18 protein-coding genes are annotated in these 15,590 nt (G+C 73.0%); 8 read left to right on the top strand and 10 right to left on the bottom strand.

The window, feature by feature from the left end; genetic code table 11:
• Window positions 1-70: 70 nt before the first annotated feature.
• The 4 genes from ASD16_RS18585 (at window position 71) to dhaK (ending at window position 3,408) form a co-directional block, all read left to right on the top strand.
• A complete protein-coding gene (locus ASD16_RS18585) occupies window positions 71-928 on the top strand; it encodes a class II fructose-bisphosphate aldolase (RefSeq protein ID WP_055921217.1) in 858 nt (285 codons plus the stop codon).
• On the top strand, window positions 928-1,704 hold the full coding sequence (locus tag ASD16_RS18580) for an HAD-IA family hydrolase (RefSeq protein ID WP_055921214.1): 777 nt from the start codon (window positions 928-930) through the stop codon (window positions 1,702-1,704). The genes ASD16_RS18585 and ASD16_RS18580 overlap by 1 nt, the downstream gene beginning before the upstream one ends.
• Before the next feature lie 15 nt (window positions 1,705-1,719).
• Window positions 1,720-2,340, top strand: a complete 621-nt coding sequence (dhaL, locus tag ASD16_RS18575; RefSeq protein ID WP_055921212.1) for a dihydroxyacetone kinase subunit DhaL — start codon at window positions 1,720-1,722, stop codon at window positions 2,338-2,340.
• 72 nt (window positions 2,341-2,412) lie between these two features.
• A complete protein-coding gene (gene dhaK / locus ASD16_RS18570) occupies window positions 2,413-3,408 on the top strand; it encodes a dihydroxyacetone kinase subunit DhaK (RefSeq protein ID WP_082570988.1) in 996 nt (331 codons plus the stop codon).
• Window positions 3,409-3,432: 24 nt separating this feature from the next.
• On the opposite strand, the gene ASD16_RS18565 is transcribed toward dhaK, so the two are convergent.
• From ASD16_RS18565 to ASD16_RS18545, 5 genes are all read right to left on the bottom strand, one after another.
• Window positions 3,433-4,974, bottom strand: coding sequence for a PP2C family protein-serine/threonine phosphatase (locus ASD16_RS18565; protein ID WP_055921209.1), 1,542 nt, complete (start codon window positions 4,972-4,974; stop codon window positions 3,433-3,435).
• Complete coding sequence (locus tag ASD16_RS18560; protein ID WP_055921206.1) at window positions 4,958-5,767, bottom strand: alpha/beta fold hydrolase; 810 nt, start codon at window positions 5,765-5,767, stop codon at window positions 4,958-4,960. The genes ASD16_RS18565 and ASD16_RS18560 overlap by 17 nt, the downstream gene beginning before the upstream one ends.
• 16 nt (window positions 5,768-5,783) lie before the next feature.
• Window positions 5,784-7,190 (bottom strand): flotillin family protein, encoded by a 1,407-nt coding sequence (locus ASD16_RS18555; RefSeq protein ID WP_200943005.1) that lies wholly within the window; start codon window positions 7,188-7,190, stop codon window positions 5,784-5,786.
• A 9-nt stretch (window positions 7,191-7,199) separates the two neighbouring features.
• On the bottom strand, window positions 7,200-7,715 hold the full coding sequence (locus tag ASD16_RS18550) for a hypothetical protein (protein WP_055921202.1): 516 nt from the start codon (window positions 7,713-7,715) through the stop codon (window positions 7,200-7,202).
• A gap of 100 nt (window positions 7,716-7,815) precedes the next feature.
• Window positions 7,816-8,613 carry a glycoside hydrolase family 16 protein gene (locus tag ASD16_RS18545; RefSeq protein ID WP_235523421.1) on the bottom strand — a complete coding sequence of 266 codons (798 nt, stop codon included), beginning with the start codon at window positions 8,611-8,613 and terminating at the stop codon, window positions 7,816-7,818.
• Between the two features lie 41 nt (window positions 8,614-8,654).
• On the opposite strand from ASD16_RS18545, the gene ASD16_RS18540 reads away from it, so the two are divergent.
• Window positions 8,655-9,230 carry a DUF998 domain-containing protein gene (locus ASD16_RS18540; protein WP_055921199.1) on the top strand — a complete coding sequence of 192 codons (576 nt, stop codon included), beginning with the start codon at window positions 8,655-8,657 and terminating at the stop codon, window positions 9,228-9,230.
• Here the strand turns inward: ASD16_RS18540 and ASD16_RS18535 are convergent.
• Both ASD16_RS18535 and ASD16_RS18530 read right to left on the bottom strand, forming a co-directional pair.
• Window positions 9,211-9,654 (bottom strand): SRPBCC domain-containing protein, encoded by a 444-nt coding sequence (locus tag ASD16_RS18535; RefSeq protein ID WP_055921196.1) that lies wholly within the window; start codon window positions 9,652-9,654, stop codon window positions 9,211-9,213. The two genes, ASD16_RS18540 and ASD16_RS18535, sit on opposite strands and share 20 nt — an antisense overlap.
• Window positions 9,651-9,995: a helix-turn-helix transcriptional regulator gene (locus ASD16_RS18530; protein WP_055921193.1), complete on the bottom strand. Its 345-nt coding sequence runs from the start codon at window positions 9,993-9,995 to the stop codon at window positions 9,651-9,653. The genes ASD16_RS18535 and ASD16_RS18530 overlap by 4 nt, the downstream gene beginning before the upstream one ends.
• A 93-nt stretch (window positions 9,996-10,088) precedes the next feature.
• On the opposite strand from ASD16_RS18530, the gene ASD16_RS18525 reads away from it, so the two are divergent.
• Entirely contained in the window at window positions 10,089-10,679 is a 591-nt protein-coding gene (locus tag ASD16_RS18525; RefSeq protein ID WP_082571010.1) for a dihydrofolate reductase family protein, read from the top strand.
• Window positions 10,680-10,705: 26 nt separating this feature from the next.
• Window positions 10,706-11,122, top strand: a complete 417-nt coding sequence (locus ASD16_RS18520) for a hypothetical protein (protein ID WP_055921187.1) — start codon at window positions 10,706-10,708, stop codon at window positions 11,120-11,122.
• On the opposite strand, the gene ASD16_RS18515 is transcribed toward ASD16_RS18520, so the two are convergent.
• On the bottom strand, window positions 11,109-12,239 hold the full coding sequence (locus tag ASD16_RS18515; protein WP_055921184.1) for an NAD(P)/FAD-dependent oxidoreductase: 1,131 nt from the start codon (window positions 12,237-12,239) through the stop codon (window positions 11,109-11,111). The genes ASD16_RS18520 and ASD16_RS18515 overlap by 14 nt on opposite strands.
• 8 nt (window positions 12,240-12,247) lie before the next feature.
• Window positions 12,248-13,393 (bottom strand): 23S rRNA (uracil(747)-C(5))-methyltransferase RlmC, encoded by a 1,146-nt coding sequence (gene rlmC, locus ASD16_RS18510; protein WP_055921181.1) that lies wholly within the window; start codon window positions 13,391-13,393, stop codon window positions 12,248-12,250.
• Window positions 13,394-13,459: 66 nt separating this feature from the next.
• Between rlmC and ASD16_RS18505 the strand changes: the two genes are divergently transcribed.
• A complete protein-coding gene (locus tag ASD16_RS18505) occupies window positions 13,460-15,088 on the top strand; it encodes a DapH/DapD/GlmU-related protein (RefSeq protein ID WP_235523420.1) in 1,629 nt (542 codons plus the stop codon).
• On the opposite strand, the gene ASD16_RS18500 is transcribed toward ASD16_RS18505, so the two are convergent.
• A complete protein-coding gene (locus ASD16_RS18500; RefSeq protein WP_055921175.1) occupies window positions 15,075-15,590 on the bottom strand; it encodes a DUF664 domain-containing protein in 516 nt (171 codons plus the stop codon). The genes ASD16_RS18505 and ASD16_RS18500 overlap by 14 nt on opposite strands.

Genomic DNA, 15,590 nt, shown 5'->3' with positions numbered 1-15,590 from the left:
CTAGACTGCCGAGTGGTCGGGACGATGCGGTTCCGGTCGCGCAGGATCCGCTCGCCGGGAGGGCTGAGCCATGATCTCGTCGACGCTGGCGATGACGCGGGCCGCTCGCGAGCGCGGCTACGCGGTGCCGGCGGTGAACATCCTCGACGACCTGTCGCTGCGCGCCGTGGTCGCCGCCGCAGTCGCCGCGAGCTCGCCGCTGATCATCCAGATCTCCGTCAAGACGGTCCGGTCCATCGGCACCGACCTGATCACGACGATGTTCCGGCACGCCGCCGCCGACGTTCCCGTGCCGGTCGCGCTGCACCTCGACCACTGCCCCGACCGGTCCGTCATCTCCGACGTCGTCCGCGCCGGGTGGTCGTCCGTGCTGTTCGACGCCTCCGACCGCGACCTGGAGACGGCCGAGCGCGAGACCGCCGAGGTGGTCGCCGAGGCGCACGCCGCGGGTGTCGACGTCGAGTCGGAGATCGAGAACATCATCGGCGTCGAGGACGGCGTCGGCTCCGATGTGAGCCTCCACTCCTACGACGTCGCCACCCTCGCCGCCGTCGCGGAGCGCACCGGGGTCGACCTCCTCGCCCCTCAGCTGGGCACCGCGCACGGCGAGTACAAGGCGCTGCCGGTCCTGCTCCCCGAACGGGTCCGCGAGCTCGCGGCCCTGACCGACCGGCCGATCGTCCTGCACGGCGGCACGGGACTGTCCGCCGACGACTTCGCGACGTTCATCTCCGCGGGCGTCTCGAAGATCAACATCTCGACCGGAGTGAAGGTCGCCTACATGCGCTCCGCCGAGCAGCACCTCGCCGAGGCACGGGCGAAGGACAAGTGGGACCCGCCGTCGATGTTCCGGGACATCTCCGCCGCCGTGCAGGCCGCGATCGCGGTGCACCTCGAGGAGTTCGGCTCCGCAGGAAAGGCCCGCTGATGAGCCCCACGCTGATCTTCGACTGCGACGGCGTCCTGGCCGACACCGAGCGCGACGGCCACCTGCCCGCGTTCAACCAGACGTTCGCCGAGGCGGGCCTGCCGATCCACTGGAGCGAGGAGGAGTACGGGAACCTGCTCGCGATCGGCGGGGGCAAGGAACGCCTGGCGACCGTGTTCACGCCGGTGTTCGTCGAGACCGCGCACCTGCCCACCGACCCCGACGAGCAGCGGGACCTCGTCGCCCGCTGGCACAAGGCCAAGACCGCGCACTACACGGCGATGGTGGCCGACGGGGTGCTGCCCGGCCGGCCCGGGATCGCGCGGATCGTGGCCGAGGCATCCGGGGAGGGCTGGGGGCTCGCCGTCGCGTCGACGTCGGCCGAGGCGTCCGTGCGCGCCGTGCTCGAGCACGCCGTCGGCGAGGAGCTGGCCGCGCAGTTCACGGTGTTCGCCGGAGACGTCGTGCCCGCCAAGAAGCCCGCCCCCGACATCTACCTGCTCGCGCTGAGAGAGCTGGGCATCGGCCCCGAGGAGGTCGTCGTCGTCGAGGACAGCGCGAACGGCCTGCGCGCCGCGCTCGGTGCCGGGCTGCGGACGATCGTGACCGTGAGCAGCTACACCGCCGACGAGGACTTCAGGGGCGCCTCCCTCGTCGTCAGCTCGCTGGGCGACCTCCCCGACGACCCCGCCGTCGTCCTGAGCGACCCCCACGGCCTCGCGGTCGACGGCCAGGTCGAGCTGTCGCACGTCGAGCACCTCCTGCACACCCCCTAGAAGAGAGCGACTGCCGTGTCCGATGCCCGCGTCGAGTCCGTCGTCCGCACCGTCACCGAAGGCTGCATCGAGAACGAGAAGTACTTCGGGGACCTCGACTCCGTCGTCGGCGACGGCGACTTCGGGTTCTCGCTGGCCCGCGGGTTCGAGAACGTGCTGGCCCAGTGGGACACGTTCGACCGCTCCGACACCGGCACGTTCCTGCAGAAGGTCGCCGTCGTCATGTCCGGCCGGATCGGCGGCACGTCCGGACCGATCTGGGGCACCGCGTTCCTGCGCGCCGCCGGGCAGGTCAAGGGCAAGCAGGAGATCACGGGCGACGACGTCGTCGCGATGCTGCGGGCCGCGATCGAGGGCATCAAGGCGCGCGGCGGCGCGGACCTCGGCGAGAAGACCCTGCTCGACGCGCTCGCGCCGATGACCGACACCATCGAGCGGGAGCTCGCGGCGGGGTCGGCACCCGCGGACATCGCGAAGGCCGCCGCCGTCAGCGCCCGGGAGGCCGCCGAGGCGACGCGGCCCATGCAGGCCCGTCGCGGACGGGCGTCGTACACCGGCGAGCGCAGCATCGGGTCGCTCGACCCCGGCGCGGTCGCCGTCGCCGTGCTGGCCGAACGCGTAGCCGACACCTGGTGACACCCACGTCCGCGCTCCGGGGGGCGACGCGGCGACAGGTCAAAGAGAACACGACGATGTGGAGGAACGACTGTGAAGAAGTTCGTCAACGACCCGTTGAACTTCGTCCCCGAGATGCTCAAGGGCATCGCCCTGGCCAACCCCGACACCCTGCGCTACGTCCCCGAGTACAACCTGATCATGCGGGCCGACGCCCCCAGCCCCGACAAGGTCTCGATCATCCAGGGGTCCGGGTCGGGGCACGAGCCGGCGCACGTCATGGTCGTCGGCAAGGGGATGCTCGACGGGGCGTGTCCGGGTGACGTGTTCGCGGCGCCGCCCATGGAGTACGTGCTGGAGACCGCGAAGCTGCTGGCCTCGGACAAGGGCGTCCTGCTGCTGGTCAACAACTACACGGGCGACAAGATGGCCTTCGAGATGGCGGCCGAGCTGGCGGAGGCCGAGGGCCTGAACGTGCGGACGCTGTTCATCAACGACGACGTCGCGGTCAAGGACTCCACGTGGACGGTCGGCCGGCGCGGCGTCGCCGGGAACTTCTTCGTCATGAAGGCCGTCGGCGCGGCCGCGGAGGCGGGGGCGTCGCTGGACGAGCTCGTCCGGATCGGCGAGAAGGTCAACTCCGTCACGCGGACCATGGGCATCGCCCTGACCCCGTGCACGCCGCCCGCCAAGGGCTCACCGCTGTTCGAGCTGGCCGACGACGAGATGGAGGTCGGCGTCGGCATCCACGGCGAGCCCGGCCGACGGCGCGCCAAGCTGGTCAGCGCCGACGAGATCGTCGACGAGCTGCTCGGCGCAGTCGTCCCCGACCTGCCGTACGCCTCGGGCGACTCCGTGGCGCTCATGATCAACGGGCTCGGCGGCACCCCGATCAGCGAGCTGTACCTGCTGTACGGGCTCGCGCACGAGAAGCTCGCCGCGCAGGGCATCACCGTGGGCCGCAGCTACGTGGGCGAGTACTGCACGTCGCTCGACATGGCCGGCGCGTCCCTCACGCTGGTCCAGCTCGACGACGAGATCACGGAGCTCCTGCTGGCCCCCGCCGAGATCGCCAACCGGGTGTTCTGAGGCCCGCGACGCCGCGGGGCTCGCTCACGGGCTCCGCGGTGTCCAGGCGGCGACCAGCACGCACACGTCGTCGCGCTCGTCGCCCGCGCGCGCGAGCAGGCCCGTGACCAGGTCCGCGACCGAGCCGTCACCGAGCTCCGCGCCCGCGGTCGCCAGGGCGTGCAGACCGTCGGGCAGCGGGCGGTCGCGGCGCTCGACGAGCCCGTCGGTGTAGAGCACGAGCAGGTCCTGGGGTGCCAGGACGGTGACGGCCTCGGTCCGGCCCACGCCGAGCCCGAGCGGTGTCGACCTGCCCTCCCACAGGAACTCGTGCTCGCCGCCCGCCGCGAACCGCAGCGGGGGCAGGTGACCCGCACAGGCGTACCGCACCTCCCCCGTCACCAGGTCGATCTCGGCGTAGGCCAGCGTGGCCATGAAGCCGACGGCTGCCTGCGTCACGAACCGGTCCAGCCGCGTGAGCAGCCCGGCAGGACCGACATCCGGCCCGGCGAGCGCGCGGACCGCGCTGCGCAGCTGCCCCATCGCGGTGGCGGCGTGCAGGCCACGACCGACGACGTCGCCGACCGCCACCGCGAGCACGTCGTCGTCGATCAGGAACGCGTCGTACCAGTCGCCGCCGACCTCGAGCGCCTGGACACCGGGGCGGTACTCGGTGGTGACGCTGAACCGGTCGTCCACCGGCAGGTGGGTGCTGAGCAGGGCTCGCTGGAGCTCGTGGGCGACCGACGCCTTCTGGTCGAACATCAGCGCGCGCTCCAGCGCCAGTCCCGCCTGCTGCCCGACGGCGGTGAGGACCCCGACGTCGAACGGGACGTCGCGCGGGGACAGGACGAGCACGCCGCGCGGGGTGTCCGGCGCACCCAGCGCCACGACGACGACGCCCCCGGCGTGCTGCTCGACGGCGTCAGGCGCGGCCCGGTCCGCCGGCGAGCGTTCGGGCGTCTCCCGCGGAGCCGGGGCCCACGGCTCGTCCGGCACTCCCGCGCCGTCCTCGGCGCCGGCACCGGCCCTCGCCCGACGCACCAGCGTGCCGTCCGCGGCCGCGATCCACACCGTCGCGGTCACCGCTCCCAGGTGGCTGACGGCCGTCTCGACGAGCGCGCGGGCGACCCCGTCCGTACCGACGCCCTGCGACAGGGCCGCCGTCGTCGCCTGCAGCGCGCGGAGCTGGTCCGCGGAGCGGTCCGCGGCCGCCCGCGCGGCGAGCAGCTCCCGCTCGTACCGGGAGCGCTCGGTCGCCCGCGAGAGCGCCACGTCGACCCGGCGCCCGCCGTCCGCGGCGGCGTGCACGACCGCCGACAGGAGCACGGGCAGGCGGCCGTCCGTCCCGCGCAGCTCGACCGCGACCTCGTCGACCCGGCCCTGCATGTGCAGCAGCGGGGACAGGTGCGTCTCCCAGTAGATGCGACCGCCCACGGAGAGCAGGTCGCTGAGGCGCAGGCTCTGCACCGGGCGACCCACCCAGTCGAGGAGCACGCGGTTGGCGTCGAGGATCGTGCCGTCGCCGTCCAGCCGCAGGAGCGCGACGGGCGCGGCGTCCCAGGCGTCGCTATCGGGAGGGGACACGGGACAGGTACGCGGTGATGGCCTCGACGACCTGATCCGGTGCGCTGAGGTTGGGGCAGTGCCCGACGGCATCCAGGAGCACCAGCTCGCTGCCGGCAAGGTGCTCGTGCACGTACCGGCCGACCTCCGGGGGCGCGATGACGTCCTCGCGGCACTGGAGCACCAGCGCGGGCGTGGTGACGCCCGCGAGGTCCGCCCGGTTGTCCGCGAGGAACGTGGCCCGGGCGAACCGCCGGGCGATCGCGGGGTCCGTGCGGCAGAACGAGTTGGTCAGCTCCGCGCCGAGCTCCGGCCGGTCCGCGTTGCCCATGATCACGGGCGCGATGAACGCGGACCAGCCCAGGTAGTTGTCGTCCATGGTCGCGAGCAGCTCGTCGATCTCCGCCGCGCCGAACCCGCCGCGGTAGTCGCCGTCGTCGACGTACCGGGGGCTGGGTCCGACGAGCACCAGCCGGTCGAACAGCTCCGGCCGGCGCCCCGCCGCGAGGACGCCGATCATCGCGCTCACGGAGTGGCCGACGAACACCACGGGGCCCACGTCGAGGGCGTCCAGGAGCTGCACCACGTCGTCCGCGTACCCGTCCAGGGAGCCGTACCGCTGCGCGTCGTAGGCGCTCAGGTCGGAGCCACCCGCACCGGCGTGGTCGAAGAGGACGACCCGGTGGGTCGCCTCGAACGCCGGCGCGACGAACCGCCACATGCTCTGGTCGCACCCGAACCCGTGCGCGAACACCATGGCCGGCGCGCCGGGGACGCCCGAGAGGACGACGTTGTTCCGGGTGAGCACGGTCATGGCACGAGGGTAAGCGTCAGACCGTCGAGGCCGGCGACCCGTTCGTCGTCGTCGGGACGACCAGCGTGGACGAGTCCGTCAGCTGGTGCACGATCTGCGTCAGGTCCAGCCCGGTGGTCGACTTGATCAGCTCCTGGAGCTGCAGGAAGTTCCCCGCGACCGCCTTGGGCAGCGCCGACGCCCCGTCGGTCGAGACGACCGTGAGGGTGTCGATGCTGGCCATGGGCGCGGCGAGCTGCTTCGCGATCTCCGGGAGCGTCTCCAGCAGGCGGTCGAACACCGCCGCCTGGTTGAACTCCTTGTACGCCTCGGCCCGCTTCTGCAGCGCCTCCGCGTCGGCCTTGCCGCGGGCGAGGACAGCAGCAGCCTGCGCCGCACCCTCGAGCTCGGTGGCCCGCGCCTGCGCCGACCGGAGCGCCAGCTCACCGGCGCCGCGGAGCTCGTTCTCCGCCTTGGACGCCTCGGCGGCCTTGACGGCGGTGACACGCTGCGCCTCGGCCTGCTGCTCGAGGCGGTACCGCTCGGCGTCCGCGGGGCGGCGCACGGTGGTGTCGAGCTGACGCTCGGTCAGCGCGGCCTGCCGCTCCGCGACGAGCTCCTCCTGCGCGAGGATCTCCTGCTGGCGGGCGGCGGCCTCGAGCGGGCCGGCCGATGCAGACAGTGCCTTCGCGCGGTCGGTCTCAGCGAGGATCTCCGCCTGCCGCAGGTCGAGCGCCCGCTGGTAGTTGGCCACCTCCGTCTCGGAGTGGATCCGCTTCTCCTCGGAGAGCCGACGGGCCTCGGCCTCGGCGATCTCGGCCTCGCGGCGGATCGCGGCGGCCGACGCGCGGCCCATGTCGAGGATGTACGAGCCACCGCCGTGGTCGCCGACCTCCTGGATGGTGAACGCGTCGAGGCTCAGCCCCTGCGCGCTGAGCGACCCGGTGACGGACTCGAGCACCTGCTGGGAGAACGACTCGCGGTCCCGGATGACCTGCTCCACGGTCAGGTTGCCCACGATGGCGCGCAGTGCACCGGAGAGCTGGTTCGTCGTGAAGCTGTCGATCTCCTCCTGCTGGCTGCCGAACCGCTGGGCGGCCGCGCGGATGGAGACGTCCTCGTTGTGCACCTTGACGATCGCGACGCCGGACACGTTCAGCGCGATGCCCTGCGACGACGGCGCCCCGTTGACCTCGACCGTGATCCGCCGGGACGACATGTCGAGCACCGACAGCTGCTGGACGAACGGCAGGACGAACACGCCGCCGCCGGTCACCACCTTCTGCCCCGACAGGTCGTTCGACGTCTTGCCCTTGCGGCCGGTGACGATGAACGCCTCGTTGGGCAGGGCCACGCGGTACCGCTTGGCGATCGCCATGCCGACGAGCAGGACGACCAGGACGAGACCGGCGACGCCCGCGACGGGCAGCCAGGATTCGGGCACGGAGAGCTCCTAGAGAGACTGGGACGTGGTGGTGGTGGCGACCTTGACGACGCCGGGACCGAGGTTGGCGACGACCGTCACGCCCGCACCGGTGGGCACGGGAGAGTCGGCGCGGGCCGCGAGCGCGGTGCTCTGACCGGCGACGACGAGCGAGATCTGGCCGAGCCCGTCGGACGGGATCGAGGTGGTGACCGTGGCGGACTGGCCGACGTAGTCGCTGCTGGTGATCTGGTGGGCCGTCGGACCGTTGGTCAGGGCGCGCGTGGCGACACCGGCCCCGGCACCGACCACGGCACCCGCCACGACACCGGCGACGGTGGCGAGCAGCACGCTCGCGTCGGTCGTCGCCAGCAGCAGACCGCCGACGATGCCGAACGTGGCCAGGAACGACAGCACGACCGTCGACGACAGCCAGCCGCCCGTGACGTCGATCGCGTCGATGACCCCGTCGAGGAAGTCACCGAGGACGACGGTGAGGACCAGGAGCAGCAGCGCCACCCCGGCGATCACCCAGAAGATCAGCATGCGTCGGTGTCCTCGGGGTTGGGCGGAGATGGCGGCGCGTCGGTTATACCGTGCGGGATCGCGGTCGGGAGGCCGTTTGGGGCGCGTGTGCGCGACGAGTTCAGAATCCATCCGAACGGCGGCGCTCGTAGCCCCGCAGGCTGTCGACGACGAGCTCGGGAACCGCGTCGGCGTCGTCTCCGACGGACCTCTCGGGGAAGTCGAAGACCGCGAGCATCATCTGCATCGGGTACGTCGGCGGCGCGGCGCAGCGGCGGACCACGGCGCCGTCGACGAGGAAAGTCGCCTCCCGCGCCGACCAGTCGAGCGCGTACGTGTGGAACGCCGCGATGTCGAGCGGCAGCCGGACCGCCTCGAAGTCCTCGACGACCGCCGGGTCCCGGAACGCGTGCAGCCCCGTGCCCACGGCCGCCGACCCGCGCTCGACGGCGTCGCCGAACATCTCGGTCACGCAGATCTCCGCGCAGCGGTCGGGCTCGTCCTCCAGCCCCACCATCCAGAACGCGACCATGGACCGCGGCGTGACCACGGCACGCGCCCGCAGCTCGATGTACCCGCCCGACGGCGTCCAGCCCCAGAACTCCTCCTGCGCCTCGCGGACGCGGACGCCGTCGCGGTACGGCTGTTGGCCCAGGGTGCTGCCGACCGGGCCGGAGAAGTTGCCCGACTGGATGCCCGACACGCGCATCGGCGGCACGTGGTCGTCTCCGCACCAGAGCCCCTGGTCGGGCGGGATGCGCAGGTGCAGGCAGGAGTCGCGCAGCTCGTAGGACGCCGCCGTCTGCGCGCGAGAGCTCCACGCGGGCAGGTAGTGCGGCAGCCACACGGCAGGATCGAGGTCGGGGCCGTCGAAGTGGTCCTCGAAGGACAGCACCCATCCGTCGGGGTGGTCGGTCACGAACCCAGTCTCCGACACGTCCCCGTCAGAAGGCAGCCCTCATGACAGTCCCCCGCTGGGCCCTCGCGTCCGCGATCGCCGCGCCCGTCGCCATGATCGGCGGCTGGACCCTCGCCGCGTCCCGGCAGCCGTCGTTCGACCCGGTGCAGGAGACGATCAGCGCGCTCGCGACCTCGACGGCGACGGACCCGTGGATCATGACGGCCGGCCTGGCGATCACCGGCGTCGCGCACATGGTGACGGCGGCCGGGCTGCGGCCGGTACCGCGCCGCGCGCGGGTGCTGCACGCGATCGGCGGGGCCGCCACCCTCGCGGTCGCGCTCTTCCCGTCCGACGCCGCCCCGCAGGCGCACGGCGTCGCCGCCGGGATCGGGTTCGGCGCGCTGGCGCTCTGGCCCGCGCTGGCCGCACGCCGCGGTGCGACCGGCATCCTCCGGCCGGCCGTCACCGTCGGCGCGTCGGTGGTGCTCACGGGGCTGCTCGGCGGGTTCGTCGTCGAGCTGCAGGGCGACGGCGACCTGACCGGGCTCTCCGAGCGGGCCGTCGCCGGTGCCCAGGCGCTGTGGCCCCTCGCGGTCGTCGTCGCCCTGCGTCGCGCTACGGGAGGTGCCGCGTGAGGACGTCGAACGCCGAGTCCCAGCCGTCGTAGACGCTCTCGTCGCCGGGCTGCCCGCCGACGCCGTCCACGTGGAAGACCATCCGCGTCCGCTCCCCCAGGTCCTCCAGGGTCACCGTGACGACCGGCGCCCCGTCCTGCGGGTCGCCCGGGTCGGCCCACGTGAACACCAGCCGCTCGGGCTCGACGACCTCGCGGTAGACGCCGCCCGTGGGGTACTTCCCGCCCTTGGGGTCGATCATCGTGTACCGGTACGAGCCCCCGGGTCGGACGTCGAGCTCGACCGAGTCCCGAGGGGTGACGACTCCCTCCGGGTGCCACCAGGCGGCGGCCTCGTCGGGGTCGGTCCACGCGTGCCAGATCGCGGCCCGCGGGGCGTCGAAGATGCGCGTGATGGTGAACGTCTTCTGGTCGGTCTCGCTCATGGTGCCTCTCCTGGTGTCTCGCGGAGCAGCTGCAGTCGCTGGTCCAGCAGGTCGAACCGCTCGTCCCACAGGCGTCGGTGGCTGTCCACCCACGTCGCGACCTCGTCGAGCGGCTCGGTGCGCAGCACGCACGTGCGCCACTGCGCGGTCACGGTCCGCTCGATCAGGCCGGCGTCCTCGAGCACCTTGAGGTGCTGGGAGATCGCCGACCGGCTCACGGCGAACGGTGCGGCCACGTCACCGGCGGTCGCGGGGCCCTGCTGGAGGTGCGTGAGGATCGCGCGCCTCGTGGGGTCGGCGAGCGCGGCGAAGACCACGCTCAACGCGTCCCGAGCTGGCATTTCAGCAACTCCTTAATTAAGGAACGCCTTCAACGTACGCCCTGCATCGAGGACCGTCAACAGATGTCGGAGGTCGGTCCTAGCGTGGGCGGCATGGGAATCGTGCGCGTCAGTACGTCGGTGTCGCTCGACGGGTTCAGCTCCGGGCCGGACGTGTCGGAGCAGGACCCCATGGGCGTCGGGGGTGAGCGGCTGCACCGGTGGCTGTTCCCCGACGCGGACGGTGCGGCGCCGGGGGCCGAGGACGCCGCGGTCTCCGCGGACCTGTTCGCACGCACCGGGGCCGTCGTCGTCGGGCGCAGGACCTACGACATCGGCGTGGGCCTCTGGGGCGACACCCCGTTCCCGGTGCCGACGTTCGTCGTGACCCACCGGGAGCACGAGCCCCGCCCGATGACGAGCGCGACGTTCACCTTCGTCACGGACGGCGTCGCGAGCGCGGTGGCCCAGGCCGTGGCGGCCGCCGGGGACCGGGACGTGCTGGTCATGGGCGGCGCCGAGACCGTGCGGCAGGCCATCGGCGCGGGCGTGGTCGACGAGGTCACCCTCAACCTGGTTCCCGTGCTCCTGCACCGTGGCGCGCGACTGCTCGACGTCGGCGGCGACCAGCACACCGAGCTGGTCCGGACCGGGGTCGTCGCGACCGACGAGGCGACGCACCTGACCTTCCGCGTCGTGCGGTGACGGCTCCCGTGGGAGACGCTGGCCGCATGACCTCCCCCGCACGGACCATCGGCCGGATCGCCCTCGGCTCGGTGCTGCTCCTCGCCGGCACCAGCCACCTCACCTTCGCGCGAGAGGAGTTCGCGGCGCAGGTACCGCCCTGGGTCCCCGTCGACACGGACACCGTCGTCGTCGGGTCGGGCCTCGTCGAGCTGGCCCTCGGCGGCGCGCTCGTGGCACTGCCGAAGCAGCGGGTGGCCGTCGGCTGGGTCGTCGCCGCGTTCTTCGTCGCGATCTTCCCCGGCAACATCTCGCAGCTGGTCACCCGCACGGACGCGTTCGGGCTGGACTCGGACCGGGCGCGCGCCATCCGGCTGGTCTTCCAGCCGCTGCTCGTGGTCTGGGCGCTCTGGTCGACGGGCGCCTGGAAGGCCTGGCGGGAGAGCCGGGTCAGCCGCGACTGATCGCCCGGGCGATCCGCTCCGCGTCGATCCGCAGCTCGCGGAACATGCCGCTGATCGGGTTGGTGTACCCGGTGAAGTACAGGCCGGGCGCCGAGTGGGACGTGCGCGGTCCGTGCACGCGCGGCAGGCCCCGCTCGTCGAGCACGTCGAGGTCGCCCACCAGCGGCTCCAGCCCGCGGCGGTACCCCGTGGCCGCGATGATCACGTCCGGTGTGATCCGCGAGCCGTCCGCGAGCACCACCGCACCGTCGTCGTCGAACGACTCCACCGCCCCGACCGGCTCGACCAGCCCTGCCTGGACCGCGGCGATCAGGCCGACGTCCTGCAGCGGGACCGAGCCCTCCTGCACGCGGGAGTACAGGCCGGTGGTGGGTCGCGGCAGCCCGTACGACGAGAGGTCCGGCACCTCGACGCGGGCCACGGCGGCCGCGATGCGGTCCACCACGGGTACCGGCAGGTGGCGCACCAGGATGCCGGTGCCCTGCGCGGGCCAGCCGAGGTTCGAGCGTCGGACGATGTGCGGCGCCGTACGGATGGCGAGCCGCACGCGCGACGCCCCGCCCTCGGTGAGGTCGACGGCGATCTCCGACCCGGTGTTGCCCGCGCCGACGACGAGCACGTCCTTGCCGCGGTACGGCTCGGCGTTCCGGTACGCCGACGCGTGCACCAGCTCTCCGGGGAACTCCTCGACGCCCGGCCACTGCGGCGGCACGGGCGTGTGGTTGTACCCCGTCGCGACGACGACGGTCGACCCGGTGAACGACTCCCCCGTCTCGGTCTCGACCACCCAGCCGCCGTACCCCGCTCGCGCGACGCGCTTCACCTGGACGCCCGTGCGCACGTCGAGCCGGTGGTGCACGGCGTACATCTCGAGGTAGTTGACGACGTCCGCGCGCGCGACCCAGCGGCCGAAGCGGTGCGGGATCGGGAACCCGGGAAGTCCCGACCAGCGGCGCGTGGTGTGCAGGTGGAGCCGCTCGTAGTGCTTGCGCCAGGAGGCGCCCACGTCGTCGGCACGCTCGAGCACGAGGACGGGCACGCCCCGCTTCTTCAAGGAGGCGGCGACCGCGAGGCCGGCGGGGCCGGCGCCGATGACGAGGACGGGAGAGGTGCTCATGCCTCTTCCTATCGTCTTGTGGACGCCCGTCCAAGAGGGTTGCTGCGCTCCAGAAGTGTGAGCACCTCGTAGTGGGTCGTCTGCGGGAACATGTCGAGCACCTGCGCGCGCCGGGGGCGCAGGGACGGCATGGCGTCCAGGTCGCGGGCGAGCGAGGCCGCGTTGCAGCTGGAGTAGACGACGTGCCGCACGTCGGACGCTTCCAGCCAGCGGCTGAGCTGCTCCCCGATCCCCCGCCGCGGCGGGTTGACGATCACCAGGTCGGGCGCCTGGGCGCCCAGGGCGAACTCGGTGGCGTCACCGGCCGCGAACCGCACGCCGCTCAGGTCGGCGGCGCTCAGGGTCGCGCTCGCGATCGCCTCGACGCTCGTCTCGATGCCCACGACCGCGCGGCCCGGTGCGGCCACGTGCAGCGCGAACCCGCCGACCCCGCAGTACAGGTCCCACACGCTGCTCGGCGCCAGCTCCTCCACCCACGACGCCGCGTGCCGGTACAGCGCGGCGGCGACCTCGGTGTTCGTCTGGAAGAAGCTCTGCGGCCGCAGGTGCAGGTCGATCCCGTTGACGCGCATCCGCAGGGTCTCGGTCGGCGTCAGCAGGATCTCGCGGTCGCCCTCGAGCACCGCCTTGTGGTCGGGCAGGAGGTTGACCGACACCACCCGCAGCTGCGGCAGGGCGTCCAGCAGCCACGGGAGGTGCTTACGGATCCGCGCGACGGGCTCCTGCGAGCGGAGCACGAACCGGAGCAGGAGCTCGCCGTCCGGGGACTGCGTGACCAGCAGGTTCTTCAGCTCGCCGGTGCGCGCCGGGACGTCGTACGGCGTGAGGGTCGCGCGGGTGACGAATGCCGCGAGGACCGGGAAGCACGCCGCGAGCGACGCGGGGTACAGTCCGCACCCCTGCAGGTCGACGCCCCGGCCGCCGGCGTCGAGGATCCCGAGCGTGGGGTGGTCCACCGTCCCGCCGACCACCATCTTCGCCTTGTTGCGGTACCCCGACTCCAGGCCGGTGACCGGAGGCAGCCACACCAGGTCGTCGCGCTCGCCCAGCAGGTTGGCGCAGTGCCGCTCCTTGTCGGCGACCTGCTCGCCGTGCGGTCGCCCCATCCAGGTGCAGGAGCGGCACACCCCCGCGTCGAAGTAGGCACACCGCATGGTCGGGAAGCCTACGCGGGCGCGATCATGAAAGGATTCACGGGTTCCGACGAGGGAGACGGTGCCGTGGACGAGCACGAGATCGCGCTGCGCGAGGACTACGCGCCCTGGTCGTTCGGGGAGCTGGCTTCGCCGGCCACCCGCGCCGACCAGGCCGCGTACCAGGACGAGCTGCGTTCCCGCGGCCACACCATCGGGCGGGACTGCGTCGTGTCCCGGCTCGCCGCGGTCCACCCCGACACGCTCACGCTGGGCGACCGGTCGACGGTGGCCGCCCACGCGCACCTGTCGGGCGACCTGGTCATCGGCGCGGACTGCACCGTCAACGTCAGCACCGTCGTGCGCGGGACGGTCCGGCTGGGCGACGCCGTGCGGATCGGCGGCCAGACCAGCCTGCTCGGGTTCGACCACGGCATGGCGGACCTCACCGAGCCGATCTTCCGGCAGCCGATGTCCTCGCTCGGGATCACGGTGGGCGACGACGTCTGGATCGGCTCGCACGTCGTCGTGCTCGACGGCGTCCGCATCGGCTCGCACGCGGTCGTCGGAGCGGGGTCCGTCGTGACCCGGGACGTGCCCGAGTGGGCCGTGGTCGTCGGCAACCCTGCTCGGATCGTCCGTGACCGCCGGACCGTCGCGACGACGCCCGACACCCTCCGGTCCTTCGCCGACCGGGCCCGCGCCGACGCTCCTGACCTGCTCGCGCGGCACTGGGACGGTGCTGCGTGGACCGACTCCCCCGGCGGCGCGCCCACCGTCCGCGCGCACTGCGACGCGATCGAGATCGCCGACCTGCTGCTCGGGACCCCGCCCGAACCGTGGTCGCGCGACGAGCACCTGGCCCGGCTGCACGGCCGGCAGTCGGCGGACGGCCTCGTCCACGAGCTCGGCTGGACCGGCGGCACACCCGACGTCCCCCTCCCCGGGCTCGGGGACGACACCGACGTCTACCACCTGCTCAGCGTCGGCTACGCACTCGACCTGCTCGGCTCCACCTGGCGCGCACCGATCACCCCGGTCGCGGAGCTCGACCCCGCCGGCGTGGTCCGCGCGCTGGAGGACCTCGACTTCCCGCACGACGCGTGGTCGGCCGGCCACCGCGCCGACGCGCTGGGCACCGCGCTCACGTGGGAGCTGCGGGCGGGGCGGCCCGTGCCGGACGGGGTCGTCGACGCCCTGCTGGGCTGGCTCCTGGTCCACCGGGACCCGGGGACGGGCCTCTGGGGTGTCGCGAGGGACGTCGACGGCCTGCGGCTCCCCGTGAACGGCTTCTACCGGACGGTCCGCGGCACGTTCGCGCAGCTGGGCGTCGACCTGCCCGGCACCGAGGCGACCATCGACGCCGTCCTGCGCCACGCCGCCGACCCGCGCACGTTCGGTCCCGGCCGCGAGACCGCGTGCGACGCCCTCGACGTGCTCCACCCGCTGTCGTGGCTGACCCGGCACGACCGGCGCCACCGGTGGCCGGAGATCCAGCAGGTGGCGCAGGCGCACGCGCAGCGGATCGTCGGCCGGTGGGTACCGGGGCACGGCTTCGCGTTCGACACGCGGCCCGGCAGCGCCCCCACCCTGCAGGGCACGGAGATGTGGCTGGCCACGCTCTGGTACGCGGCCGACCTGCTCGACGAGTCCGAGGCCCTCGGCTACCGGCCGCGCGGCGTGCACCGGCCGGAGGCGGCGCTCACGCTCGGGTAGACCGCTCCAGCAGGCCGCGCACGTACGCCGCCTGGCCCGCGTGCTGGAGGCTGTCGCCGACGATGCTGACCAGCCGGACGCCGAGGGTCACCGGCGGGTCCCATCGTTCGTCGACGACCCGGTCGAGGTCACCGTCGGTCAGCCCGGCGAGGTAGTCCTGCGTGCGGTCCGCGACCGCCCGGGCGTACGCGAGCAGCAGGTCCGACGACGCCCGCACCCGGCCGACATCGTGCGCACTGTGGCCGTACCCCGTCGCCGCGTCGTCGAACGGCAGGTCGAACCGGTCCGCCCAGCCCTGGCTGGTCCACACCTCCTCGGTGCCGGCCACGTCGGCGACCTGCGCATCCTCGCCGCGCGCCGCGTGCCACGCCAGCCAGGCGATGGAGTTCGCCGCAGGGTCCGGCCGGAACGTCAGCTCGTCGATGCTCAACCCGTCGACCGCACGGGTCAGCACCCCGTCCAGCCGCCCGAACGACTCGATCAGCAGCCCGGCAACATCCAT

The organism is Cellulomonas sp. Root485 (genome assembly GCF_001426705.1).
In the GTDB taxonomy this organism is placed as follows: Bacteria; Actinomycetota; Actinomycetes; order Actinomycetales; family Cellulomonadaceae; genus Cellulomonas.
The sequence above is the reverse complement of the archived record's forward strand: the minus strand, read 5'-3'. Positions and strand labels throughout refer to the sequence as shown.

Excerpts from the sequence above, each read along its gene's own strand:
- ASD16_RS18500 (WP_055921175.1), bottom strand. The coding sequence starts at position 15,590 with ATGGATGTTGCCGGGCTGCTGATCGAGTCGTTCGGGCGGCTGGACGGG.
- rlmC (WP_055921181.1), bottom strand. The coding sequence starts at position 13,393 with ATGCGGTGTGCCTACTTCGACGCGGGGGTGTGCCGCTCCTGCACCTGG.
- ASD16_RS18540 (WP_055921199.1), top strand. The coding sequence starts at position 8,655 with ATGACAGTCCCCCGCTGGGCCCTCGCGTCCGCGATCGCCGCGCCCGTC.
- ASD16_RS18550 (WP_055921202.1), bottom strand. The coding sequence starts at position 7,715 with ATGCTGATCTTCTGGGTGATCGCCGGGGTGGCGCTGCTGCTCCTGGTC.
- ASD16_RS18530 (WP_055921193.1), bottom strand. The coding sequence starts at position 9,995 with ATGCCAGCTCGGGACGCGTTGAGCGTGGTCTTCGCCGCGCTCGCCGAC.
- ASD16_RS18520 (WP_055921187.1), top strand. The coding sequence starts at position 10,706 with ATGACCTCCCCCGCACGGACCATCGGCCGGATCGCCCTCGGCTCGGTG.
- ASD16_RS18560 (WP_055921206.1), bottom strand. The coding sequence starts at position 5,767 with ATGACCGTGCTCACCCGGAACAACGTCGTCCTCTCGGGCGTCCCCGGC.
- ASD16_RS18580 (WP_055921214.1), top strand. The coding sequence starts at position 928 with ATGAGCCCCACGCTGATCTTCGACTGCGACGGCGTCCTGGCCGACACC.
- ASD16_RS18515 (WP_055921184.1), bottom strand. The coding sequence starts at position 12,239 with ATGAGCACCTCTCCCGTCCTCGTCATCGGCGCCGGCCCCGCCGGCCTC.
- ASD16_RS18535 (WP_055921196.1), bottom strand. The coding sequence starts at position 9,654 with ATGAGCGAGACCGACCAGAAGACGTTCACCATCACGCGCATCTTCGAC.
- ASD16_RS18525 (WP_082571010.1), top strand. The coding sequence starts at position 10,089 with ATGGGAATCGTGCGCGTCAGTACGTCGGTGTCGCTCGACGGGTTCAGC.
- ASD16_RS18585 (WP_055921217.1), top strand. The coding sequence starts at position 71 with ATGATCTCGTCGACGCTGGCGATGACGCGGGCCGCTCGCGAGCGCGGC.